Source organism: Vibrio owensii CAIM 1854 = LMG 25443 (genome assembly GCF_000817815.1).
Lineage (GTDB): Bacteria > Pseudomonadota > Gammaproteobacteria > Enterobacterales > Vibrionaceae > Vibrio > Vibrio owensii.
Genome location: NZ_JPRD01000041.1, coordinates 18,017 through 40,246, shown reverse-complemented (window position 1 = coordinate 40,246; position 22,230 = coordinate 18,017). Strand labels below are relative to the sequence as shown.

The window sequence follows — 22,230 nt, the reverse complement described above, 5'->3', positions numbered from 1 at the left end:
GAATATTTCATCACCCCTCCAAAATAACGATAACAATTTTAACAACTCATTATCATTTTGAATAGCCTTTATTCTGTCAATTTCAAGACATGCCTCTCTGGTCGAGAAAACAGGAAAGGTGTAAATTTAAGCAAGCGCTAATCGCCAGTCTTGGTAGGAAATGAAATGGCAGAACCAACAAAGCAACCTGTTGTTATCGAACACGAACCCACACAACAAAAACATACTCACCATGAAAAGAAGTCTGGCTACATTAAAGACAGTGCGAGCCGTGTTCAAAGCATTGCCCAAATCTACGGGCTAGACGCATTGTTGCAAAGTGATCCTCCAGCCAAAACTGCACTTGAGCGAGCTCAGTTAAGAGAACAACGCCGCCAAGAACAAAGACAGAAGAACTTAGAACAGATCCTCAAACTGGCGCACAGTTCGTGTCGAGATGAGACCGCAGGTGAACCTGACCAAGACTGGTTGTATCGCTTTTTCGATATGGCTCAGGACATCCACAACAGCTCGATGCAAAAACTCTGGGCTCAAGTCATGAAGCGCGAAGTCACCAACCCCGGTTCAACTTCGATGAAAGCACTTAAAGTGCTGAAAGACATGTCGCCGAGAGAAGCCCAAACTCTGCAACGTGCCGCGACGTTAGCGTGCAGTTTTGGTGGTGATTCAAGTAGAAAACTGTTGATTGGCTACAAAGCGCATGGCGGAATATTCAGTTTTGGCAAACGCGATACCACCAGCAATCTCAACATGGGTAGCTTCCAGCTTCCTTATTCAAGTTTGTTAGTGTTGATTGAATTGGGGTTGCTACACAGTACCGAATTAGAGTCTGGCGAAATTGGTATTGAAACGCCTTTGATGCTCAGCTACCAAGGTAAGAATTTGTCATTACAGGTGAATACAAAAGGTGTGCGTCTGCTTTACTACCGCTTTACTCCGACAGGTAATGAGTTGTGTAAGCTGCTTGGTAACAAGCCTAACAATCAATACTATGACCAGATGCTAGCGCTTCTAAATCAAAGATTTAGCGTTCATAGTGAAGCAAAAACCACAGTAAACCACACCGTTTAGTACATAAAAAAGAGCTTTTGGTCACCTATGATCCAAAAGCTCTTTTAACTGCTCAGTGACTTTTTGGCCACCCATGATCCAAATGCTTTTTTATCGGATCACACCACGTTGTTTAAGGTCGATTAAACACAACTCCACCAGCTCTTCGACACTCTTTTCGCCCGCTGGCAAATCAATTTCTGGGTTTGCTGGAGCTTGGTATTCAGAGTCAATACCGGTGAAATTCGGGATTTCTCCTGCGCGTGCTTTCTTGTACAAGCCTTTCGGGTCACGGTCTTCACATACTTCTAAAGACGCATTGACGAACACTTCAATAAACTCCCCCTCAGGCAGTAGATCACGTACCAATTGACGCTCTGCACGATGAGGAGAAATGAACGCCGACAGAACAATCAAACCCGCGTCTGCCATCAGCTTCGCCAGTTCACCAATGCGACGAATATTCTCGCGACGGTCTTGCTCAGAAAAGCCTAAGTCGCTGCACAAGCCATGACGCACATTGTCGCCATCGAGCAAATAAGTGTGGTAACCCAGTTCGGCTAAGCGATTTTCCAATGCACCAGCCACCGTTGATTTGCCCGCGCCAGACAGCCCAGTAAACCAAAGTACTGCAGGCTTCTGTTTTTTTAATCCAGCACGAAACTGTTTATCAACCGAGTGCTGATGCCAAACGATGTTTTCATCTTTTACCGGAGTTTCGGCAGTCATAACGTATCCTTGTAAATTTACAGATTAAAACGGAAAGAAGACCGGAATCAGCGTCAGTACTAGCACTGAATACACGATAGAAATCGGCACGCCAATTCGCACATAATCGGTCAATTTGTAATTCCCTACGCTGTATACCAATAAGTTGGTTTGGTACCCGTAAGGAGAAATAAAACTGGCGCTGGCGCCAAACAGCACCGCCATAATGAAAGGCATTGGATCAACGCCATAACCTACCGCCATGCTATAGCCAATAGGGAAAGACAGCGCTGCCGCCGCGTTGTTCGTAACAAGCTCGGTTAACACCAGAGTCATGATGTAAGTGGCAACCAACGCACCAAACACACCCCACCCGTTAAATGCCTCAATAAACATATCGCCCATTCGCACCGATAAACCGGACGAAATCATCAACTGTGCAATAGATAACGCTGAGCCGACAATCACCACAATATCAATTGGGAAACGACGACGAAGTTCAGACAGTTGAATCACGCCAAAGGCAAGCAGTGCTATCAAATAAGCAGCCAAACCTTTGATAATAGGGACAAGCTCCAACAACGCACAGCCAATCACTGCCGCAAAGCCAAACAGTACTAGAGCGGATTTATTCGAATCCAAGCGCGCGCTGGAATCCAGATCGTTGACTAAAACAAACTCTTTTCGGTGCGCACGTCGCTCTGCCTCAAATCGTTTGCCGGGAACCAAGACCAATGTGTCACCCGCGGCTAATGTGATATTGCCTAACCCACCTTCAAGGCGCTCATGACCACGACGGATCGCTACGACTACCGCATCAAATCGGTCACGGAAACGGCTCTCTTTAAGGGTTTTATGACAGAAGGTCGCCGATGAACTGACTACCACTTCAATGAAGTTTTGACCATTGAGATGTTGATGACCAAACAGCGTTAAACCGGGAATCTCTTGTAATGTCGCCACGCTTTCTACATCACCACAAAACAGCAATCGGTCTTTGGCATTCAGAACAAAATCAGGACCAACAGAAGAAACCGTCACGCCATCGCGAATCACTTCAGCAAGGAACAATTTTCTCAGGGCACGCAGGTTATTTTCGGTAATGGTACGACCGACCAAAGGTGAACCGGGCTCAACACGAGACTCTAAGAAGTAAGGTAAGTCCTCTTGGTTTTGGTCATCGTAATTAGGTAATAGATAGCTCAGCGGGATGAGAATAAGCACACCGCCCACCAACACCGCTAAGCCAATCATGGTCGGAGTAAAGAAGCTCAAGCTTGGTAAGCCGGCATCTTCAACAAAACTGTTGATGATTAAGTTGGTCGAGGTACCAATCAACGTCAACGTGCCACCAAAAATCGCCGCATAAGAAAGTGGAATCAAAAGCTTAGATGGTGCATGTTGTTGGTTGCGTTTAATCGCACCAATTAACGACACCACAACCGCCGTGTTGTTCGTGAAAGAGGAAAGTAAAGCGGTAGAAAAGCCCAACTTGGCAATCACACTACCAAGATGGCCTTCAGAAATACTGCGACTGACCCAGCTGATCAATAAGGTTTTTTCTAATGCGCTCGATGCGAGGATCAGCAGCACTAGGGTCAGAAGTGAAGAATTAGTAAAGTTTGCCGCAATGGTATTGAGCTCAATCATGCCCGCCATAAAGGCGATGAAAGCAGCTCCAGCAAATACGTAACTTGGTTTAATTTTGGTTACGAGTAAACAAGTGATAATGCCAAGCAAAATCGCTAATACAAATCCTTGTTCCCACATAGCCAATCCTTACCAATAAACCCGATACGGGCACAACAACGACTCGTGCAAACTTAGCTGCACGGAGTGACAAACGAGTAACCAGACAAAAAAGCAAAGCAAGCGAAAAAGAACGCCAGAACGCTCGGTTTCTTGGGCTTCCGGGGCATTCTGGATTCGGGGGAAATCAGCCTGACAGGTTTCGCAATCCAGTCAGGCTAGGTGAACCAATTACTTCTTCAATAACTGGCTCAGGTCTTTAGCTTCCCAATGCGGGAAGTGCTTACGAACCAAAGCATTGAGTTCAATTTCGAACGCTGAAACATCCGCAAGACCACGCTCAACAGCCGCTAGGCTTTCTTTCACCATGCCCGCACCAACCGTTACATTGGTTAGACGATCGATGATGATAAAGCCGCCGGTATCAGCACAATCTTGGTAGTTATCCAACGCGACAGATTCGTTCAGCGACCACTCACACAAACCAATGCCGTTGAGCGGCAGTTCAGCTGCACCGTGAGTCGAAAGATTATTGATGTCATACTGGTGATGAATGGCTTCAACATGACCAACCGTCTTCTTACCAGCAATCTTAATGTCGTAATCACGACCCGGTTGCAACGGTTGCTCTGTCATCCACACTACATCCGCCAACAAGTGGTTAGTTGACTCTACTTGTGCATTTTCCAGCACCAGCAAATCACCGCGGCTGATGTCGATTTCGTCATTCAGCGTCAACGTCACAGCCAGACCTGCTTGTGCTTCCTGTACATCGCCATCGAAGGTCACGATACGTGCAACAGTTGAGGTTTTGCCTGATGGCAGCGCCTTAATCGCATCGCCTACTTTCACCGACCCCGATGAAATCGTGCCAGCAAAGCCGCGGAAGTCGAGGTTAGGACGGTTTACATACTGAACAGGGAAACGGAAGTCACCTTCGCCTTTCTCGTGGTCAACATCCACAGTCTCAAGTAGCTCAAGCAGAGACGGACCTTCAAACCAGCTTAGGTTTTGTCCTTTCTCTACTACGTTGTCGCCTTCTAGCGCTGACAACGGAATAATTTGGATATCCGTCTCACCCGCTAGGTTTTCTGAGAACTGTAGGTACTCATCACGGATCTCTTCAAAACGTTCTTGTGAGTAATCCACCAAGTCCATTTTGTTGATAGCAACAACGAAGTGTTTCAATCCCAATAGGTTAGAAATGAATGAGTGACGACGCGTTTGGTCCAACACACCTTTACGTGCATCAACCAAAATCACAGCCAAATCACAGGTCGATGCGCCTGTTGCCATGTTACGTGTGTACTGCTCATGTCCTGGCGTGTCAGCAATGATGAACTTACGTTTCTGCGTCGAGAAGTAACGGTAAGCCACATCAATGGTGATGCCTTGCTCGCGTTCTGCTTGTAGACCATCTACCAGCAATGCCAAATCTGGCTTTTCACCCGTGGTGCCTACACGTTGGCTATCCGAGTGAACTGCTGCTAGCTGATCTTCATAAATTTGTTTTGAGTCGTGGAGCAAGCGACCGATTAGGGTACTTTTACCGTCATCTACCGAGCCACAAGTCAGGAATCTAAGTAACGACTTGTACTGGTGTTGTTTTAAATAGCCTTCAATACCAAGCTCGGCTAATTGAGCTTCAACTGCACTGTTCATTATCTTTCCTTAGATCCTTTAGAAGTAACCTTGACGTTTCTTAAGCTCCATCGATCCTGACTGATCGTGGTCGATCGCACGACCTTGGCGCTCACTTGAAGTTGCCACCAGCATTTCTTCGATGATGCCTGTTAGCGTGTTAGCTTCAGACTCAATCGCGCCAGTCAGCGGGTAACAACCCAAAGTACGGAAACGAACACTCTTCTCTTCAATCACTTCACCTGGCTCTAGCTTCATGCGGTCATCGTCTACCATGATCAGCATGCCATCACGCTCAACAACAGGTCGCTTATCTGCAAGGTATAGAGGCACGATCTCAATGTTTTCTAGGTAGATGTATTGCCAGATATCCAGCTCAGTCCAGTTTGAAAGTGGGAACACACGAATGCTCTCCCCTTTGTTTACTTGACCGTTGTATGTTTTCCAAAGCTCCGGACGTTGGTTTTTCGGATCCCAGGTATGGTTCTTATCACGAAATGAGTAAACGCGCTCTTTTGCACGTGACTTCTCTTCATCACGACGTGCACCACCGAATGCCGCATCAAAACCGTACTTGTTCAGAGCCTGCTTCAAACCTTGAGTCTTCATGATGTCAGTATGCTTTGAAGAGCCGTGCACAAATGGGCTACAACCCATTGCTAGACCTTCTGGGTTCTTATGAACCAAAAGCTCAAAGCCGTATTTCTCAGCGGTACGATCACGAAACTCGATCATCTCGCGGAATTTCCAATCCGTGTCTACGTGCAGTAGTGGGAATGGAATTTTGCCTGGGTAGAAGGCTTTGCGCGCAAGATGCAACATGACTGATGAATCTTTACCAATCGAATACATCATGACTGGGTTATCGAACTCAGCAGCAACTTCGCGGATGATATGAATACTCTCCGCTTCGAGTTGTTTAAGGTGAGTTAAACGTTGTTGGTCCATGTTTTGTCTTTCCTTTTTAAGCTTGAAGGCTCATTACGTCCCTAATCTTTGGTCTGAAATTATATGGAGCTGGCAATAGCACTTTTGTTGAATTCAGTACTAGACAAAAACCAGTCCAACTTTTGAGACAGACGCACAACTTCGCCGACAACAATCAAAGACGGAGCTTGAGCTTCTTTAGATAATTCAGATAGTTGAGAAAGTTCTCCGGTGAAAACTTTTTGCTGGATTTGCGTACCGCGCTCGATGATGGCGATAGGGGTTGAGGCTGCCCTACCATGTTTGATGAGCTGATTCTGAATATAGTGTGATTTCATCAGTCCCATGTAGATCACTAAAGTCTGATTCCCACGCGCGAGCGTCGACCAGTCCATGTCGTCACTTTCTTCTTTCAGATGACCCGTAACAAACAGTGCTGACTGCGCGTAATCTCGATGCGTCAGCGGGATACCTGCATAAGCGGTCGCACCTGCAGCAGCAGTAATGCCCGGAACCACTTGGAAACGCACACCAGCATCAGCCAAAACTTCCAACTCTTCACCTCCGCGGCCAAACACAAATGGATCGCCACCTTTAATGCGCACCACTTTGTAACCTTGCTTAGCAAAGTCCACGAGCAATTGGTTGGTCTTCTCTTGCGGTACACTGTGGTGCCCGGCACGTTTACCCACGCACACCAAAATGGTTTCGCTTGGGATTAACGCCATGATCTCGTCAGACACTAGGTAGTCGTAAAGCACGACGTCAGCTTGTTGTAGGCAGTTGAGTGCTTTCAGCGTTAATAGCTCAGGGTCACCCGGACCAGCACCAACAAGGGCAACTTCACCCGGTTGAAGGGACTGCTTGCTGAAACGCGGAAGATCGGCAGCTTGGTTATCCGAAACCAGCCGAGGCTTGTTGATTGGGAAATTCGTTACTGAATCGTTAACTGCCATGTGCTTGCTCATCATCCATTGATATCGTTATGGATGGCATTATGGCGGTGGGTTTATATTACCGGAAATTCTAAAATTTCATTTTTTATTCAAAAAACTGCTAAGAAGCTTTTGTTAGGTCTCATTCAAAATGGTGAAAAAGGCATCACTTTGACACTTTCCTCCGCATTTAATTGCCTAATGTTCACAGTTTTCTGCATCTTAGCCTGAGCTTGCACTAATATTTGTTACATTACGCTGTACGACCCCTCTATCCCATTTAATTGGAGCACCTCATGAAAATGGCAGTTAATCCCGTATCCGTCGCAGTTTTAAGCGGTATGTTGACACTTGCAGGCCCAGCGATGGCGGACACCATCAAGCTACGTATTATCGAAACCACCGACATTCACACCAATGTGATGGATTACGACTACTACAAAGATCAGCCTTCTCAGCAAATCGGTCTTAGCCGCGCTGCAACGTTGGTTAAGCAAGCTCGTGAAGAAGCAGTGAACAGTGTTTTGGTCGACAACGGCGACTTGATTCAAGGCAGCCCAATGGGCGATTACATGGCAGCGAAAGGGATTAACGCTGGCGAAATCCACCCGGTATACAAAGCGATGAACCAGTTGGATTACGATGTGGGTAATATTGGTAACCACGAATTCAACTACGGCCTTGAGTTCCTGAAAAATTCTATCAACGGTGCGAACTTCCCTTATGTTAGTGCTAACGTTTTCGACAAAAAGACAGGCGAGCACTACTTCAAACCTTATCTCATTAAAACGCACACGTTCAAAGACACTGATGGTCAAAGCCACGAAATCAAAGTGGGTTACATCGGCTTCGTCCCGCCACAAATCATGGTATGGGATAAGAAGAATTTAGAAGGTAAAGTCTTCGCTGAAGACATCACTGAGACAGCGAAAAAGCTGGTTCCTCAGATGAAGAAAGAAGGCGCAGACGTGATTGTGGCGATTCCACACTCGGGCATTTCCACTGACCCATACAAGCTCGGCGCTGAAAACTCGGTTTACTACCTCACAGAAGTTGAAGGTATTGATGCGATTGCATTTGGTCACTCTCACGCTGTTTTCCCGGGTAAAGACTTTGCCAAGCTGCAAGGTGTCGACAACGCAAAAGGTACAATTAATGGTGTAACCGCAGTGATGCCGGGGCGTTGGGGTAGCCACGTTGGCGTAATGGACTTAATGCTGAAAGAAAAAGACGGCAAGTGGCAAGTGGTTGAAGGTCAATCTGAAGCGCGCCCTATCTTCGATAAAGCAAATAAGAAGTCTTTGGCCGAAGCTGATAAAGGCATCGTGGATGCGCTTGTTGATGACCATAAAGGCACACGTGAGTTCGTCAACCAACCAATTGGCAAAGCAAATGACGTGATGTACAGCTTCCTAGCGCTTGTACAAGATGATCCAACGATTCAAATCGTAAACCTAGCGCAGAAAGATTACGTGGAACGCTTTATCCAAGGCGACCCAGATCTTGAAGGCATTCCAGTATTAAGCGCTGCTGCACCATTTAAAGTGGGCGGACGTAAAGACGATCCAAATGGTTTCACCGAAGTAGAATCAGGTCAGCTGACTTTCCGTAATGCCGCAGACCTTTACCTATACCCGAATACGCTTGTCGCGATGAAGGTTAAGGGCAAAGAAGTTCATGAATGGCTAGAGTGTAGTGCAGGTCAGTTCAATCATATTGATGTTAACAGCACCAAACCTCAGTCTTTGATCAACTGGGATAGCTTCCGTACTTACAATTTCGACGTGATTGATGGTGTGAACTACCAAATCGATGTTACTCAACCACCGAAGTACGATGCGGATTGTAAAGTGATCAACCCAGATTCACAGCGCATCGTGAACCTGACTTACAACGGTAAGCCAGTTGATCCAAAACAAGACTTCATCATCGCTACTAACAACTACCGTGCTTACAGCGCAACCTTCCCAGGTACTGGTCCGGACTTCATCGCGTTTGATGCTCCAGATGAGAACCGCTCAGTAGTTGCCGCTTACATCTCTCGCATCAGCAAAGAACAAGGCGAAGTGACACCAAGCGCGGATAACAACTGGTCTTTCGCACCAATCAAATCGGATAACAAACTTGATGTTCGTTTTGAAACCTCACCAAGTGATAAAGCTGCGCAGTTCATCAAAGAGAAAGGACAGTACCCGATGAAACGTGTCGCAACTGACGAAGTTGGTTTCGCGATTTACCAAATTGACCTGAATAAGTAAGACAAGTTTGGCAATGATTTCAAGCGGCTCTCATGAGCCGCTTTTTTGTTGTCAGTAAAAACCGTTAGAATGAGAAAAACCGTTTCTGAGTTATCACATGCACAGCGATCTTTTTTCTGACTTAATCAATCATGGCTTCCTCGAAGATGAAGCGAATCAGCTAATTGAACATGGGCAACAGCTAGAGTTGCCGACACGCCATATTCTCAATCATCAAGGTGAATCCAGCTCGCACATCTACTTTGTGTTAGAAGGTTTATGCCATGCCAGTTATCTGACCGATAAAGGGAAGGAGTTCAGTAAAGAGTTCTACTGGGAAAAGGATTGGGTGATTGGCTTTGAAGGGCTTATTAAGAATCAGCCCTCGCCGTACTTATTAGAAACGCTGACACCTTGTCATCTGTTTTGCTTGCCGATTGAAGTACTACACCAATGGCGTGAAGAAAAGCATCCTATCTACTTAAAGCTGCTCGAAGCGCAATTAATGCATAAAGAAAACAAAGAACGCTTTATGTTGCTCTACTCACCAGAAGAGCGTTACCAACTATTTTGTCAGTATTACCCAGACTTAGAACAGCGTATTACCGATAGCCAGATTGCCGCTTACTTGGGGATTACCGCGATCAGTTTAAGTCGAATAAAAACCCGTTTGAAGCAGCATCACGAAAAGTAAAACTAAAATAATATTGACAAAAAACAATCACTTTCAGTAGTCACACTCTTATTATTAATTAACGCTATTTGTTTGAAGTATAAGCAAAAATCTCAAATCCCATCTGGATATGCATAAGGATATACCACACCCTGCATAGCCAAATTTCATATCACTCGCCTCACATTGTGGGCGAGTGTTTCATCATGAGTTAAGGGAAAAGATTATGTTTGGAAAACTGAAAGCCGCCGCTGGTGATGCCGCAAACAATAAAGCAGCAACACTCATAACGACACACGTAGAACCCGTAATGGAAGAAATCCAAGGCTACTCTCCGGCAGTTATCATGGAAGATGAGACCTACCAGAGCCAAGTGATTGAGCCGACGCTCGTTGCACTTCAAGCGGCTTCGTCAGGCGTGACCTCAATGCTGCCAAACTTTAATGAGAAATTTAGCGCCTGCATGTTCCACCTTCGTGGCGAACTGCTCGAACTATCAGAAGATAAAGTCGCACTGATCGACGACTTCAAACAGCAGCTACCTGCAGCTGTTATGGAAGGCTTAAAGCTATAGCGGTGTACAAAAACAAAAAAACGGCTAAATCGTTAGCCGTTTTTTGCTGTATTGCTGATATTACTTCAATAAACGGGCACGGAACTGACGACCTTTCATCTTGCCGTTACTGATAGTTTGTAGCGCTTTCTTCGCCACTGACTTTTCTACCGCAACATAAGCACGCATTGGGAACAGGTGAATCTTACCCACTTGCGTGCCTGTGATGCCATTTTTACCCGTTAAGCAACCCAGAATGTCGCCTGCGCGCACTTTCTGCTTCTTACCGCCATCAATGTTAATCGTCACCATCTTCGCTTGATATGGCTGCTGATTTGATTTCGCTGGCAGTGTTGCTGGAACCACGTCCATGTCTAGATACTCTTCGATACGAGCCACACGCAGGCCGTCTTTTTCACCAAAGAAGCTGAATGCTAAGCCTTTGCTGCCAGCACGACCGGTACGACCAATACGGTGAACATGGACCTCTGGGTCACGAGACAATTCGAAGTTAAATACCGCATCTAGGTTGTCAACGTCCAAGCCGCGTGCCGCCACATCTGTTGCAACAAGGATAGACACACTCTTGTTAGCAAACTGAACCAAGGCTTGATCACGTTCGCGTTGCTCTAGATCACCATGAAGATCGATAACACTGAATCCTTTGTGATGCAGTTCATCTGCTACATTCTGTACTTCTTTCTTCGTATTACAGAACACCACAGCCGATTCTGGTTGATGTGTCAGTAGTAGGTTAGCCAGAGCTTCATCTCGTGCTTCTGAACCTTCTACGTTGTAAAAGTACTGCGCAATGCTCGACGTATCGTGAGTGGATTCTACTTTGATCATCTCTGGCGATTGCATAATACGTTGAGCAATCTGCTCGATCTTTTCAGGGAACGTTGCACTGAATAGCAAAGTCTGACGCTGCTTTGGCGCGGCTTCAATGATCGCATCGAGTGCATCTTGGAAGCCCATTTCCAGCATACGGTCAGCTTCATCCAGAACTAGTGTGTTTAGCTCTTCTAGGTTAATGCGACCTTTCTCTAGATGATCAAGGATACGACCGGGCGTACCTACCAGAATATGAGCGCCATGTTCTAGTGAACCAATTTGCGGTCCCATTGGCATACCACCACACAATGTCAGTACTTTGATGTTGTGAATGCTACGGCCCAAAGTACGAATTTCTTTTGCCACCTGATCAGCCAGTTCACGCGTCGGACAAAGCACCAAAGATTGCACACGAAAGCGCTTTACGTTCAGGTTGGATAGTACGCCAAGACCAAACGCTGCTGTTTTACCTGAGCCGGTTTTACCCTGACCAATTACATCACGCTGATTCAAAATCGCAGGTAAGCTCAACGCTTGAATTGGCGTCATATGGGTGTAGTTCAATGATTCAAGCGTCTCTAGTAGCGCTGGAGTAAGCCCTACTTGGTCAAAAGTTTGTTTGCTCACAGGGAAATATCCTCAGGTGGGATGAAAAAGAGGGCACATTATCGCCAGATTTGTCACGAAGACCAGTGAAAATTAACCATTGTTAATGAGTAATAGCAGAAAACGACGTAAAGTCAGCTGCATTCGCTTATTAATGGATATTGGAAATGATCAACTGGACTGCCCTACCTTTCTTTCAACTGACAACGACACAACTCTACGAGATGCTGCGCCTGCGCGTTGATGTCTTTGTGGTGGAACAAACCTGTCCTTATCCAGAACTGGACGGCAAAGATACGTTAGAAGGCGTGTATCACCTATTGGGCTATCAGGGCGATGAGCTGATTGCCTGCGCACGATTATTGCCTGCTGGAACCACTTACGACAATGTGAGCATCGGCCGTGTGGTCACTAAACAAAGCGCTCGCGGTGGTGGCCTTGGGCATGAACTGCTTGAACAAGCTTTACAACATTGCCAACAACTTTGGACAGGCCAAACAATCGATATCGGTGCACAAGAACATCTGATGGCTTTCTATGCGAGCCATGGCTTTGAAGTCATTTCTGAAAGCTACCTTGAAGATGGCATCCCTCATGTCGATATGCGCCGAGTAAGCTAAATGTCGCCTCACCACCTGGCACTATTCCTATTGGTGATCGGAAATTTGGCGGCATCACTCTCCGATGTCGCCGTCAAACTGATTGAAGGTGGTATTAGCCCGTTCCAATATATGTTTGTTCGCCAACTGGCTTCACTGCTGCTCATCTTACCTTTTTACCTCAAGCAAAAACCGGATAACCGTAGCCTGAAGCAAGCGCCTATAACGATTTTACGTGCGCACCTGATATTGATTGGCAGTGGTTGTATGATGGTTGCGGTGACTCACCTCCCTCTGGCAACTGCCAACGCGGTTTTTTACGCCGCCCCTATTCTAATGCTACCACTATCGATATTGTTTCTTAACGAGCACCCACCTCTGAGCAAAATTCTACTAACTTGCTTCGGGTTCCTTGGTGTCTTAGTGGTATTACGGCCGGATCACTTTCATTGGGCAGCACTATTTGCACTCGGCACGGCGACCACACTGGCGATGTTCAATATATTGGTTAGAAAACTACCGAGCGAACAATCTGTCGTTACCACACTTTGGTGGACTACGCTGTTCTCGTTACCAATCTCTGCAGTACTGGCTGGGTTTTACTGGCAACCTATAACGTGGCAAGAACTGGCATTGGTTGTTGCGAGTGCGGTTTGCATCTTAAGTTATAACGGTTTGGCAGTATTGGCTTATCAAAAAGCGCCGGCGGGAGAGATAGCCTTAGCTGAATACTCAGGCTTAGTGTTTGTCACGCTCTTTGGGATATGGTGGTTTGATGAAATTCCAGATTGGCTGACTGCTATAGGGATAATAATGATCGTATTACCGCTCTTACCATGGAATAAAAGAAAACCACTCGCAGGAAAACAAATTAGACGTTAACAGATCAACAGCCATAAAAAAGGCGCGGATCATCGCGCCTTAAGAATAATGGTTATTTAACGTTATTTATTGCGACCAAATGTGCCATCAGATAGACGGAAGAACATCACCGACTCACCACTTTTCTCTAGCTGAAGCATATCTAATTTGCCATCGTCAGCAAGCTTAAAGCGTACCAATTGACCTTGCTTAATTCGACTCAAAGGCTTGTCGCTGCCTTCAATTTTAACTAGGGCGTTTAAGTCTGCCATCGGTAGTTGGTTACTGCGGAATACTTGAGCCAAGGTATCGCCATTCTTCACCGTGTATTCTTTCCACAGCTCAGACTTAGGCTCTGAGTTTTGTGCAGAGCGCTGCTCACTTAAGCTTTGCGCGTTCAACTGAATCGCAACACGTTGATTCTCTACTTGAGTGTCTTCAAGCAGTACTTCTGTATCTTTTGGTACTGGGATGATCAAAAGCACCAACACCACTGGTACCAATACCATCAGTGCACGTTGATGTAGTTTTGGAAGACGATGCCAAAACTGAGTCACAGGCTGTAATCTTTCCTGCCACTTCTCTTTATTGAATGGCTGCTTCCAATCGATAGCAGCGAACTTTTGTTTCATCAATTCGACATGGTCGACTTGCTGCTTTTTCTTTCTGCGACGATTCATTCTGATGAGTCCCTTAATACTTCTGATGTCAGTATAAAAATACCAGCGCGGAGAGTATATGTTTTTCACCAAAGTAAAATGTAATTTGGCGTAAATTAGCAGAAATTTCACTTGGAGTAAGAGATAAGTCACACCCTCTACTCCTCATAGAGACATTCGAGCGCAATCATTTAAACCTAGCCTCGAACCTGATATCCTGTGCCTTTATCACTCCTAATAAGAGCGACATTCATGTCTGAAATTAAATTTGAAACTGCAGAACAAAAAGCAAGCTACGGTATTGGTCTGCAAATGGGTCAGCAACTTGCTGGTTCTGGTCTAGAAGGTCTTAGCGTTGACGCTATCGCTGCTGGTATTGCAACGGCACTAACTGGTGACATGCCTTCTATCGAAATCGACGAAATCAACAACGCACTGCAAGAGCTACACACTCGTGCAGAAGCAGTTCGTCAAGAAGCAGCTAAAGCTGCAGCGGCTGACGGCGAAGCGTTCCTAAAAGACAACGCTCTACGTCCAGAAGTAAACGTTCTTGAATCTGGTCTTCAGTACGAAATCATCACTGAAGGTACTGGTGAAATCCCAACTGCAGCATCTCAAGTACGTGTTCACTACCACGGTGAGCTAACTGACGGCACTGTATTCGACAGCTCTGTATCTCGCGGTCAACCTGCTGAGTTCCCAGTAACTGGCGTAATCAAAGGTTGGGTTGAAGCTCTTCAACTAATGCATGTTGGTTCTAAGTGGAAGCTATACATCCCACAAGATCTAGCATACGGTGAGCGTGGCGCAGGTGCTGCTATCCCTCCATTTGCTGCTCTAGTATTCGAAGTAGAACTACTAGACATCCTGTAATTGAGACTCTCCTCAATACAAATTCGAAGCGGCGCTCACTAGCGCCGCTTTTTTGTCTAAAATAAACAGGCTTAAGCTCAACAACCTTAATGTCTCTGTTATCTTAAGTAGTGAATAAACAATAATAATCGCAAGCCACACGGAGGTATTATGCGTAAAACACTCCTCACCTTAACGCTGCTTTCAATGAGCATTGGTACAGCCCACGCTTTTCTTGATGCTGTAACTGATAAAGAAAGCCAAGAAGGTCTAATGGACATGGTCAGCCAAGGCATGAAGGCGGAATCATCTCCGCTCACCGATTTACTCACTAGCCAATTGCCCGTGTCAACCGAGCAAGCAGCAGGTGGTACGGGTGCCTTGTTAGCACTTGCACAAAGTCAGTTATCAGACCAAAACAGCAGCGAGCTGAAATCACTAATTCCAGGCATGTCGAGTCTAGATGGTGCGCAAAGCTTATTAGGTAATATTGAAAGTTTAAGTGCAGTACAAAGTACTTTTGATAAATTAGGACTAGACCCATCGATGATCAGTCAGTTTGCGCCGGTGATACTTGGTTATCTAGGTGACCAAGGCGCAAGTGAAGGCTTGCTGAATTCGTTAAGCGGATTGTGGGGCTCAGGCAGCTAGACGTTTCGCCTAAACATAAATTAAGGCTCAACATTCGATTATCGAAGATTAGCTTTGAGAGGGGAGACGGAAAACTGAATGTGTTTTCCCTTTCAAATACAACAGGCACAAAAAAAGCCGAGCTAATGCTCGGCTTTTTTTGTTCTTACGAACTGAGATTACTCAGCAGCTTCTTCAGCAGCTGGGCGATCTACAAGCTCAATGTAAGCCATTGGAGCTTTATCACCAGCACGGAAGCCAGCTTTTAGGATACGAGTGTAACCGCCCTGACGAGCAGCAAAACGTGGACCTAGTTCGTTAAACAGTTTTGCAACTACTTCGTTATCACGAGTACGTGCAAATGCTAGACGACGGTTAGCAACACTGTCAGTCTTAGCTAGTGTAATCAAAGGCTCAACTACGCGACGTAGCTCTTTTGCTTTTGGCAAAGTAGTCTTGATAACTTCATGACGTACTAGAGAGCTAGCCATGTTGCTGAACATCGCTTTACGATGTGAGCTGTTGCGGTTGAGTTGACGACCACTCTTACGATGGCGCATGACCTAATCCTTCTAACTAGTATCGATTAATCTTCAGCGATTGATGCAGGTGGCCAGTTTTCTAGGCGCATGCCCAGAGACAGACCACGTGACGCAAGTACGTCTTTAATCTCAGTAAGAGATTTTTTACCAAGGTTAGGCGTTTTAAGTAGCTCAACCTCAGTACGTTGTACTAGATCACCGATGTAGTGAATCGCTTCTGCTTTCAGACAGTTAGCAGAGCGAACTGTTAGTTCAAGATCGTCTACAGGACGCAGTAGGATCGGATCGAATTCTGGCTTCTCTTCCTTCTCCTCAGGTACACGTACATCACGAAGATCTACGAACGCATCCAATTGCTCAGCTAGGATAGTAGCTGCACGACGGATTGCTTCCTCAGGTTCTAGAGTACCGTTTGTTTCCATATCGATAACAAGCTTGTCTAGATCGGTGCGCTGTTCTACACGAGCTGCTTCTACAGCGTAGGCAATTTTGTCTACAGGGCTGTAAGTAGCATCTACTAGTAGGCGACCGATTGGACGCTCGTCTTCTTCGTTATGGATACGCGCAGAAGCTGGAACATAACCACGACCACGTTCAACTTTGATACGCATTGCGATCTCAGCGTTGTCATCCGTTAGGTGACAAATTACGTGTTCAGGGTTAGCGATCTCTACATCACCATCATGGGTGATGTCACCTGCAACCACAGGGCCCGAGCCTGATTTGTTCAAAGTAATGAACACTTCATCTTTGCCTTCGGCAACGCGCACAGCCAAACCTTTAAGGTTTAGAAGAATCTCAAGAATATCTTCTTGAACGCCTTCTTTCGTGCTGTACTCATGAAGTACGCCTTCAATTTCTACTTCTGTTACAGCACAACCTGGCATAGAAGATAGAAGGATGCGGCGAAGTGCATTACCCAGAGTATGACCAAAGCCACGCTCTAATGGCTCAAGAGTTACTTTTGCGTGAGTCGAGCTGATTTGTTCGATGTCAACTAGACGTGGCTTAAGAAATTCTGTTACAGAACCCTGCATTGTGTCCTCTCTTTAGTTTAAACCTTACTTAGAGTAAAGCTCGACGATCAATTGTTCGTTGATGTCAGCTGATAGATCAGAACGCTCAGGCATACGCTTGAATGTACCTTCCATCTTGCCACCATCTACTTCAATCCAAGTTGGTTTTTCACGTTGTTCAGCAACTTCTAGAGCTGCTTTGATACGAGCTTGCTGTTTAGCTTTCTCGCGGATAGAAACAACGTCATTAGCCGCTACTTTGAAAGAAGGAACGTTTACAACTTTACCGTTAACTAGGATAGCTTTGTGGCTAACTAGCTGACGTGCTTCTGCGCGAGTTGCGCCAAAGCCCATGCGGTAAACTACGTTATCAAGACGACCTTCAAGAAGCTGAAGCAGGTTCTCACCTGTGTTGCCTTTAAGACGTGCAGCTTCTTTGTAGTAGTTACGGAATTGTTTTTCTAGAACGCCGTACATACGACGAACTTTTTGCTTCTCACGAAGCTGAACGCCATACTCAGATAGACGACCGCGACGAGCGCCGTGTACACCTGGTGCGTTATCAATTTTACACTTGGTATCGATCGCGCGAACACCAGACTTAAGGAATAAGTCAGTGCCTTCACGACGGCTAAGCTTCAGCTTAGGACCCAAATATCTTGCCATGATCTTTCTCCAGTAATCTAAAAAACGTTATACGCGACGTTTCTTAGGTGGACGACAACCGTTATGAGGGATTGGTGTAGCATCAACGATGTTTGTGATGCGGAAACCAGCAGCGTTCAGTGCGCGAACAGTAGATTCACGACCTGGACCTGGACCCTTAACCATAACTTCCAAGTTCTTTAGACCGTATTCTTTAGCCATTTCAGCACAACGCTCAGCAGCAACCTGTGCAGCGAACGGAGTAGACTTACGAGAACCACGGAAACCAGAACCACCTGCAGTAGCCCAAGCTAGAGCATTACCTTGACGGTCAGTAATGGTTACGATTGTGTTATTGAAAGAAGCATGGATGTGCGCAACGCCATCTGCAACTTGCTTGCGTACGCGCTTACGAGCGCGAGTTGGTTGTTTAGCCATTGTACTCTACCTTCCCGATTATTTCTTGATCGGCTTACGCGGACCCTTACGGGTGCGAGCATTGGTTTTAGTACGCTGTCCACGTAGTGGTAGACTGCGACGATGACGAAGACCACGGTAACAGCCAAGGTCCATAAGACGCTTGATGTTCATAGATACTTCACGACGTAGATCACCTTCTACAGTGTACTTAGCTACACCATCACGCAGTTGATCGATCTGCTCTTCAGTTAGTTCACTGATCTTAACATCTTCAGCAATACCCACTTCAGCTAGGATAGCTTGAGAGCGAGTTTTACCGATGCCGTAGATTGACGTAAGTGCAATCACAGCATGTTTTTGATCAGGAATGTTAATGCCTGCTATACGGGCCATTATTCACTCCTAAGTGTTTCTATAAAAGAATTAGCCGCAGCAAAGCCCGTTATGGATACGCTGCGGAGTACTACTTCTTTTGCACGCAAAAGGTAGGCCGAGGAATATACTCGACCTAACCTTCGTTTTCAAGTAAAAATTTCTGCTAATTAGCCTTGGCGCTGTTTGTGCTTTGGCTCACTGCAAATCACGCGAACGACACCGTTACGCTTGATTACTTTACAGTTACGGCAGATTTTTTTAACGGAAGCACGAACTTTCATTGCTAAACTCCGTAATTGAAACTGAGTCTACCGCCGTATTAACGACCGTAGCCTTTCAGATTCGCTTTCTTCAACACAGAATCATACTGTTGAGACATCAGATGAGTCTGTACCTGTGCCATAAAGTCCATGATAACAACAACTACGATAAGTAGTGATGTACCGCCGAAGTAGAAACGTACGTTCCACGCGACCATCATGAACTCGGGAATCAGACAGATAAAGGTAATGTACAGTGCGCCCGCAAGGGTTAAACGTGTCATTACTTTATCGATGTACTTCGCTGTCTGCTCACCTGGGCGGATACCGGGTACGAATGCACCGGACTTCTTCAAGTTATCCGCTGTTTCACGCGGGTTGAAAACCAACGCCGTGTAAAAGAAACAGAAGAAGATAATCGCTGCTGCATAAAGCATTACATACAGAGGCTGACCTGGGCTAAGAGCCAAAGACACGTCAGTTAACCAACCGAACGCGCTGCTCTCACCGTTCTGACCAAACCACTGAGCCAGTGTTCCTGGGAACAGGATAATACTTGATGCAAAAATCGCTGGAATAACACCTGCCATATTAATTTTAAGTGGTAGATGCGAGCTTTGTGCAGCAAATACTTTACGACCTTGTTGACGCTTAGCGTAGTTAACGACGATTCGGCGTTGACCACGTTCCATGAAAACAACGAAGTAAATTACTGCGAAAGCTAATACCGCGATTAACAGTAGAAGAAGTACATGCAATTCACCTTGACGCGCTTGCTCGATTGTTTGACCGATTGCAGAAGGCAATCCAGCAACAATACCTGCAAAAATCAGAATGGAAATACCATTACCGATTCCTCGCTCTGTAATTTGTTCACCTAACCACATTAGGAACATGGTACCGGTTACTAAACTTACGGTAGCAATTAGCGTAAACATGGTTTGGTTCATTACAACCAGATTGTCGACCATGTTTGGTAAGCCAGTTGCAATACCAATAGCTTGGAATGTTGCAAGTACAAGCGTGCCGTAGCGTGTATATTGGCTGATCTTACGACGGCCTGCTTCACCCTCTTTCTTGAGTTCCGCTAACGCTGGATGAACTACAGTTAGCAATTGGACAACAATAGATGCCGAAATATACGGCATGATGCCCAATGCTAATATAGATGCACGCTCAAGAGCACCACCGGAGAACATGTTAAACATTTCAACGATGGTACCTTTTTGCTGTTCGAACAAATCGGCAAGTACAGCAGCGTCAATACCAGGAATCGGCACAAATGAGCCGGCTCGGAATACTAAAAGTGCACCAATTACGAATAACAAGCGCGACTTTAGTTCACTTAAGCCGCTCTGAGCACTACGAAAATCTTGTCCTGGTTTCTTAGCCATCTGTACCTCGTTCCTCGAGATTATTCCTCGATTTTACCGCCTGCAGCTTCGATTGCAGCTTTAGCGCCTTTAGTCACACGTAGACCTTTAACAGTCACTGCTTTATCGATTTCACCAGATAGAACAACTTTTACGAATTCGATGTTCTTAGTGATGATGTTAGCAGCTTTAAGGCTGTTTAGATCAACCACGTCACCAGAAACTTTCGCTAGTTCACCTAGACGAACTTCAGCAGACACTAGGCTCTTACGAGAAGTGAAACCGAATTTTGGTAGACGTTGTTTCAGAGGCATTTGACCGCCTTCGAAACCTGGACGAACTTTACCGCCAGAACGTGATTTTTGACCTTTGTGACCACGGCCACCAGTTTTACCTAGGCCAGAACCGATACCACGACCTACACGCTTAGGAGCGTGCTTAGAGCCAGCAGCCGGTGCAAGAGTATTCAAACGCATTCTGATTACTCCTCAACTTTAACCATGTAGAAAACCTTGTTGATCATACCGCGTACACACGGAGTATCTTCAAGTTCTACTGTATGGTTGATTTTACGAAGACCTAGACCACGCAAAGTAGCTTTGTGCTTTGGTAGGCGGCCAATTGAGCTTTTAGTTTGAGTTACTTTAATAGTTGCCATGGTGTTCTTACTCCGAAATAGCTTCAACAGTTAGACCACGTTTAGCAGCAACCATTTCTGGCGACTTCATGCTACCTAGTGCATCGATCGTTGCACGAACGATGTTGATAGGGTTCGTAGAACCGTATGCTTTAGATAGTACGTTGTGTACACCAGCAACTTCTAGTACTGCACGCATCGCACCACCTGCGATAACACCAGTACCTTCTGCAGCAGGCTGCATGTAAACTTTAGAGCCCGAATGGCGACCTTTCACTGGGTGGTGAAGAGTGCCTTCGTTTAGCGCGATAGTAGTCATGTTACGACGCGCTTTTTCCATTGCTTTTTGAATCGCTGCAGGTACTTCACGAGCTTTGCCGTAACCGAAACCTACACGACCGTTACCGTCACCAACTACTGTTAGTGCAGTGAAGCTCATGATTCGACCGCCTTTAACCGTTTTAGAAACACGGTTAACTGCGATTAGCTTTTCTTGCAAATCATTCGCTTGAACTTGTTGTTCTTTAGCCATCTTCCAACCCTACCTTAGAATTTCAGACCAGCTTCGCGAGCAGATTCTGCTAGCGCCGCTACTCGACCGTGGTATTGGAAACCAGAACGATCAAATGCAACTGCAGTTACGCCTTTTTCAAGAGCGCGCTCAGCAACAGCTTTACCTACTGCTTTAGCTGCATCAACGTTACCAGTGTATTTCACTTGCTCACGGATCGCTTTTTCTACAGTAGAAGCTGCTGCGATAACCTCAGAGCCATTAGCCGCGATAACCTGTGCGTACACGTGACGAGGAGTACGGTGTACAACTAGGCGAGTCGCACCCAGTTCTGCAATCTTACGACGTGCACGTGTAGCACGACGGATGCGAGATGCTTTCTTATCCATAGTGTTACCTTACTTCTTCTTAGCTTCTTTAGTACGCACATTTTCATCTGCGTAACGAACACCTTTACCTTTGTAAGGCTCAGGTTGACGGTAAGAACGAATGTCAGCCGCAACTTGACCAACTAGTTGCTTATCACAACCAGTGATGATGATTTCAGTTTGGCTTGGACATTCAGCTTTAATACCCGCTGGCAACTCGTGCTCAACTGGGTGAGAGAAGCCTAGTGTTAGACCTACAGCGTTGCCTTTGATAGCAGCACGGTAACCAACACCTTTAAGAGTTAGCTTCTTAGTAAAGCCTTCAGTAACACCAACAACCATGTTGTTAACTAGAGCGCGAGCTGTACCAGCTTGTGCCCATGCGTTAGCAACACCTTCTTTAGGACCGAAAGTTAGGTTGTTTTCTTCCTGAGCGATTACTACAGCGTTGTTAAGAACGCGAGATAGTTCGCCCTTAGCACCTTTTACAGTGATTTCTTGGCCGTTTAGTTTCACCTCTACGCCAGCTGGAATAGCGACAGGTGCTTTAGCAACACGAGACATATTCT

27 protein-coding genes are annotated in these 22,230 nt (G+C 45.9%); 8 read left to right on the top strand and 19 right to left on the bottom strand.

What is annotated here, in order from left to right; all coding sequences use genetic code 11:
* Positions 1–165 precede the first annotated feature (165 nt).
* On the top strand, positions 166–1,071 hold the full coding sequence (locus tag H735_RS20225) for a TIGR03899 family protein (protein WP_020196530.1): 906 nt from the start codon (positions 166–168) through the stop codon (positions 1,069–1,071).
* Between the two features lie 90 nt (positions 1,072–1,161).
* Here the strand turns inward: H735_RS20225 and cysC are convergent, their stop codons facing one another.
* From cysC to cobA, 5 genes are all read right to left on the bottom strand, one after another.
* A complete protein-coding gene (gene cysC, locus H735_RS20220) occupies positions 1,162–1,779 on the bottom strand; it encodes an adenylyl-sulfate kinase (protein ID WP_020196529.1) in 618 nt (205 codons plus the stop codon).
* Positions 1,780–1,803: 24 nt separating this feature from the next.
* The gene (locus H735_RS20215) at positions 1,804–3,528 is read right to left on the bottom strand and encodes an SLC13 family permease (protein ID WP_005437336.1); all 1,725 of its coding nucleotides are present in this window, start codon (positions 3,526–3,528) and stop codon (positions 1,804–1,806) included.
* 210 nt (positions 3,529–3,738) lie between these two features.
* On the bottom strand, positions 3,739–5,169 hold the full coding sequence (cysN, locus tag H735_RS20210) for a sulfate adenylyltransferase subunit CysN (RefSeq protein ID WP_020196528.1): 1,431 nt from the start codon (positions 5,167–5,169) through the stop codon (positions 3,739–3,741).
* Positions 5,170–5,187: 18 nt separating this feature from the next.
* Positions 5,188–6,096, bottom strand: a complete 909-nt coding sequence (cysD, locus tag H735_RS20205) for a sulfate adenylyltransferase subunit CysD (RefSeq protein ID WP_005430587.1) — start codon at positions 6,094–6,096, stop codon at positions 5,188–5,190.
* 59 nt (positions 6,097–6,155) lie between these two features.
* Positions 6,156–7,031 carry a uroporphyrinogen-III C-methyltransferase gene (gene cobA, locus H735_RS20200; RefSeq protein WP_009707825.1) on the bottom strand — a complete coding sequence of 292 codons (876 nt, stop codon included), beginning with the start codon at positions 7,029–7,031 and terminating at the stop codon, positions 6,156–6,158.
* A 275-nt stretch (positions 7,032–7,306) separates the two neighbouring features.
* Between cobA and cpdB the strand changes: the two genes are divergently transcribed.
* From cpdB to H735_RS20185, 3 genes are all read left to right on the top strand, one after another.
* Positions 7,307–9,268 carry a 2',3'-cyclic-nucleotide 2'-phosphodiesterase gene (gene cpdB / locus H735_RS20195; protein ID WP_020196527.1) on the top strand — a complete coding sequence of 654 codons (1,962 nt, stop codon included), beginning with the start codon at positions 7,307–7,309 and terminating at the stop codon, positions 9,266–9,268.
* 97 nt (positions 9,269–9,365) lie between these two features.
* On the top strand, positions 9,366–9,941 hold the full coding sequence (locus tag H735_RS20190) for a Crp/Fnr family transcriptional regulator (RefSeq protein ID WP_020196526.1): 576 nt from the start codon (positions 9,366–9,368) through the stop codon (positions 9,939–9,941).
* Positions 9,942–10,146: 205 nt separating this feature from the next.
* On the top strand, positions 10,147–10,494 hold the full coding sequence (locus H735_RS20185; protein ID WP_009707828.1) for a hypothetical protein: 348 nt from the start codon (positions 10,147–10,149) through the stop codon (positions 10,492–10,494).
* Between the two features lie 60 nt (positions 10,495–10,554).
* Here H735_RS20185 and dbpA read toward each other — a convergent pair whose 3' ends face one another.
* Positions 10,555–11,934, bottom strand: coding sequence for an ATP-dependent RNA helicase DbpA (gene dbpA, locus H735_RS20180; RefSeq protein WP_020196525.1), 1,380 nt, complete (start codon positions 11,932–11,934; stop codon positions 10,555–10,557).
* Between the two features lie 146 nt (positions 11,935–12,080).
* On the opposite strand from dbpA, the gene H735_RS20175 reads away from it, so the two are divergent.
* Positions 12,081–12,533, top strand: a complete 453-nt coding sequence (locus H735_RS20175; RefSeq protein WP_020196524.1) for a GNAT family N-acetyltransferase — start codon at positions 12,081–12,083, stop codon at positions 12,531–12,533.
* The gene (locus tag H735_RS20170; protein ID WP_020196523.1) at positions 12,534–13,394 is read left to right on the top strand and encodes a DMT family transporter; all 861 of its coding nucleotides are present in this window, start codon (positions 12,534–12,536) and stop codon (positions 13,392–13,394) included.
* Positions 13,395–13,456: 62 nt separating this feature from the next.
* On the opposite strand, the gene H735_RS20165 is transcribed toward H735_RS20170, so the two are convergent.
* Positions 13,457–14,053, bottom strand: a complete 597-nt coding sequence (locus H735_RS20165) for a LysM-like peptidoglycan-binding domain-containing protein (RefSeq protein WP_020196522.1) — start codon at positions 14,051–14,053, stop codon at positions 13,457–13,459.
* Between the two features lie 231 nt (positions 14,054–14,284).
* Here H735_RS20165 and H735_RS20160 point away from each other — a divergent pair, with 231 nt between their 5' ends.
* Together H735_RS20160 and H735_RS20155 are read left to right on the top strand one after the other, a co-directional pair.
* On the top strand, positions 14,285–14,905 hold the full coding sequence (locus H735_RS20160) for a BamJ family beta-barrel-assembly machinery protein (RefSeq protein ID WP_020196521.1): 621 nt from the start codon (positions 14,285–14,287) through the stop codon (positions 14,903–14,905).
* Positions 14,906–15,055: 150 nt separating this feature from the next.
* Complete coding sequence (locus tag H735_RS20155) at positions 15,056–15,535, top strand: DUF2780 domain-containing protein (protein WP_020196520.1); 480 nt, start codon at positions 15,056–15,058, stop codon at positions 15,533–15,535.
* Between the two features lie 158 nt (positions 15,536–15,693).
* On the opposite strand, the gene rplQ is transcribed toward H735_RS20155, so the two are convergent.
* The 12 genes from rplQ to rplF form a co-directional block, all read right to left on the bottom strand.
* A complete protein-coding gene (gene rplQ / locus H735_RS20150) occupies positions 15,694–16,074 on the bottom strand; it encodes a 50S ribosomal protein L17 (RefSeq protein ID WP_005383141.1) in 381 nt (126 codons plus the stop codon).
* Between the two features lie 26 nt (positions 16,075–16,100).
* Positions 16,101–17,093 carry a DNA-directed RNA polymerase subunit alpha gene (locus H735_RS20145; protein ID WP_005383143.1) on the bottom strand — a complete coding sequence of 331 codons (993 nt, stop codon included), beginning with the start codon at positions 17,091–17,093 and terminating at the stop codon, positions 16,101–16,103.
* A gap of 24 nt (positions 17,094–17,117) precedes the next feature.
* The gene (gene rpsD / locus H735_RS20140; protein WP_005383146.1) at positions 17,118–17,738 is read right to left on the bottom strand and encodes a 30S ribosomal protein S4; all 621 of its coding nucleotides are present in this window, start codon (positions 17,736–17,738) and stop codon (positions 17,118–17,120) included.
* 27 nt (positions 17,739–17,765) lie between these two features.
* Complete coding sequence (gene rpsK / locus H735_RS20135; RefSeq protein WP_001118870.1) at positions 17,766–18,155, bottom strand: 30S ribosomal protein S11; 390 nt, start codon at positions 18,153–18,155, stop codon at positions 17,766–17,768.
* An 18-nt stretch (positions 18,156–18,173) separates the two neighbouring features.
* Complete coding sequence (rpsM, locus tag H735_RS20130) at positions 18,174–18,530, bottom strand: 30S ribosomal protein S13 (RefSeq protein WP_005435100.1); 357 nt, start codon at positions 18,528–18,530, stop codon at positions 18,174–18,176.
* Between the two features lie 149 nt (positions 18,531–18,679).
* A complete protein-coding gene (gene rpmJ, locus H735_RS20125) occupies positions 18,680–18,793 on the bottom strand; it encodes a 50S ribosomal protein L36 (RefSeq protein ID WP_000868186.1) in 114 nt (37 codons plus the stop codon).
* 38 nt (positions 18,794–18,831) lie between these two features.
* Positions 18,832–20,166 (bottom strand): preprotein translocase subunit SecY, encoded by a 1,335-nt coding sequence (gene secY, locus H735_RS20120; protein ID WP_005435093.1) that lies wholly within the window; start codon positions 20,164–20,166, stop codon positions 18,832–18,834.
* 20 nt (positions 20,167–20,186) lie between these two features.
* Positions 20,187–20,621 (bottom strand): 50S ribosomal protein L15, encoded by a 435-nt coding sequence (rplO, locus tag H735_RS20115; RefSeq protein WP_005435092.1) that lies wholly within the window; start codon positions 20,619–20,621, stop codon positions 20,187–20,189.
* A 5-nt stretch (positions 20,622–20,626) separates the two neighbouring features.
* Positions 20,627–20,803: a 50S ribosomal protein L30 gene (gene rpmD, locus H735_RS20110; protein ID WP_005450564.1), complete on the bottom strand. Its 177-nt coding sequence runs from the start codon at positions 20,801–20,803 to the stop codon at positions 20,627–20,629.
* 7 nt (positions 20,804–20,810) lie between these two features.
* Positions 20,811–21,314 (bottom strand): 30S ribosomal protein S5, encoded by a 504-nt coding sequence (gene rpsE, locus H735_RS20105; protein ID WP_005435090.1) that lies wholly within the window; start codon positions 21,312–21,314, stop codon positions 20,811–20,813.
* A gap of 14 nt (positions 21,315–21,328) precedes the next feature.
* A complete protein-coding gene (rplR, locus tag H735_RS20100; RefSeq protein ID WP_005435088.1) occupies positions 21,329–21,682 on the bottom strand; it encodes a 50S ribosomal protein L18 in 354 nt (117 codons plus the stop codon).
* A gap of 9 nt (positions 21,683–21,691) precedes the next feature.
* A complete protein-coding gene (gene rplF / locus H735_RS20095) occupies positions 21,692–22,225 on the bottom strand; it encodes a 50S ribosomal protein L6 (protein ID WP_005450565.1) in 534 nt (177 codons plus the stop codon).
* Positions 22,226–22,230 lie beyond the last annotated feature (5 nt).

Excerpts from the sequence above, each read along its gene's own strand:
- H735_RS20160 (WP_020196521.1), top strand. The coding sequence starts at position 14,285 with ATGTCTGAAATTAAATTTGAAACTGCAGAACAAAAAGCAAGCTACGGT.
- H735_RS20190 (WP_020196526.1), top strand. The coding sequence starts at position 9,366 with ATGCACAGCGATCTTTTTTCTGACTTAATCAATCATGGCTTCCTCGAA.
- rpsD (WP_005383146.1), bottom strand. The coding sequence starts at position 17,738 with ATGGCAAGATATTTGGGTCCTAAGCTGAAGCTTAGCCGTCGTGAAGGC.
- cysN (WP_020196528.1), bottom strand. The coding sequence starts at position 5,169 with ATGAACAGTGCAGTTGAAGCTCAATTAGCCGAGCTTGGTATTGAAGGC.
- H735_RS20170 (WP_020196523.1), top strand. The coding sequence starts at position 12,534 with ATGTCGCCTCACCACCTGGCACTATTCCTATTGGTGATCGGAAATTTG.
- rplO (WP_005435092.1), bottom strand. The coding sequence starts at position 20,621 with ATGCGTTTGAATACTCTTGCACCGGCTGCTGGCTCTAAGCACGCTCCT.
- H735_RS20155 (WP_020196520.1), top strand. The coding sequence starts at position 15,056 with ATGCGTAAAACACTCCTCACCTTAACGCTGCTTTCAATGAGCATTGGT.
- rpmJ (WP_000868186.1), bottom strand. The coding sequence starts at position 18,793 with ATGAAAGTTCGTGCTTCCGTTAAAAAAATCTGCCGTAACTGTAAAGTA.
- cysD (WP_005430587.1), bottom strand. The coding sequence starts at position 6,096 with ATGGACCAACAACGTTTAACTCACCTTAAACAACTCGAAGCGGAGAGT.
- H735_RS20185 (WP_009707828.1), top strand. The coding sequence starts at position 10,147 with ATGTTTGGAAAACTGAAAGCCGCCGCTGGTGATGCCGCAAACAATAAA.
- rplQ (WP_005383141.1), bottom strand. The coding sequence starts at position 16,074 with ATGCGCCATCGTAAGAGTGGTCGTCAACTCAACCGCAACAGCTCACAT.
- H735_RS20225 (WP_020196530.1), top strand. The coding sequence starts at position 166 with ATGGCAGAACCAACAAAGCAACCTGTTGTTATCGAACACGAACCCACA.
- H735_RS20145 (WP_005383143.1), bottom strand. The coding sequence starts at position 17,093 with ATGCAGGGTTCTGTAACAGAATTTCTTAAGCCACGTCTAGTTGACATC.
- H735_RS20215 (WP_005437336.1), bottom strand. The coding sequence starts at position 3,528 with ATGTGGGAACAAGGATTTGTATTAGCGATTTTGCTTGGCATTATCACT.
- rpsK (WP_001118870.1), bottom strand. The coding sequence starts at position 18,155 with ATGGCTAAACAACCAACTCGCGCTCGTAAGCGCGTACGCAAGCAAGTT.
- H735_RS20165 (WP_020196522.1), bottom strand. The coding sequence starts at position 14,053 with ATGAATCGTCGCAGAAAGAAAAAGCAGCAAGTCGACCATGTCGAATTG.
- cobA (WP_009707825.1), bottom strand. The coding sequence starts at position 7,031 with ATGGCAGTTAACGATTCAGTAACGAATTTCCCAATCAACAAGCCTCGG.
- rpsE (WP_005435090.1), bottom strand. The coding sequence starts at position 21,314 with ATGGCTAAAGAACAACAAGTTCAAGCGAATGATTTGCAAGAAAAGCTA.
- rpsM (WP_005435100.1), bottom strand. The coding sequence starts at position 18,530 with ATGGCCCGTATAGCAGGCATTAACATTCCTGATCAAAAACATGCTGTG.
- rplR (WP_005435088.1), bottom strand. The coding sequence starts at position 21,682 with ATGGATAAGAAAGCATCTCGCATCCGTCGTGCTACACGTGCACGTCGT.
- secY (WP_005435093.1), bottom strand. The coding sequence starts at position 20,166 with ATGGCTAAGAAACCAGGACAAGATTTTCGTAGTGCTCAGAGCGGCTTA.
- cpdB (WP_020196527.1), top strand. The coding sequence starts at position 7,307 with ATGAAAATGGCAGTTAATCCCGTATCCGTCGCAGTTTTAAGCGGTATG.
- cysC (WP_020196529.1), bottom strand. The coding sequence starts at position 1,779 with ATGACTGCCGAAACTCCGGTAAAAGATGAAAACATCGTTTGGCATCAG.
- H735_RS20175 (WP_020196524.1), top strand. The coding sequence starts at position 12,081 with ATGATCAACTGGACTGCCCTACCTTTCTTTCAACTGACAACGACACAA.
- rpmD (WP_005450564.1), bottom strand. The coding sequence starts at position 20,803 with ATGGCAACTATTAAAGTAACTCAAACTAAAAGCTCAATTGGCCGCCTA.
- rplF (WP_005450565.1), bottom strand. The coding sequence starts at position 22,225 with ATGTCTCGTGTTGCTAAAGCACCTGTCGCTATTCCAGCTGGCGTAGAG.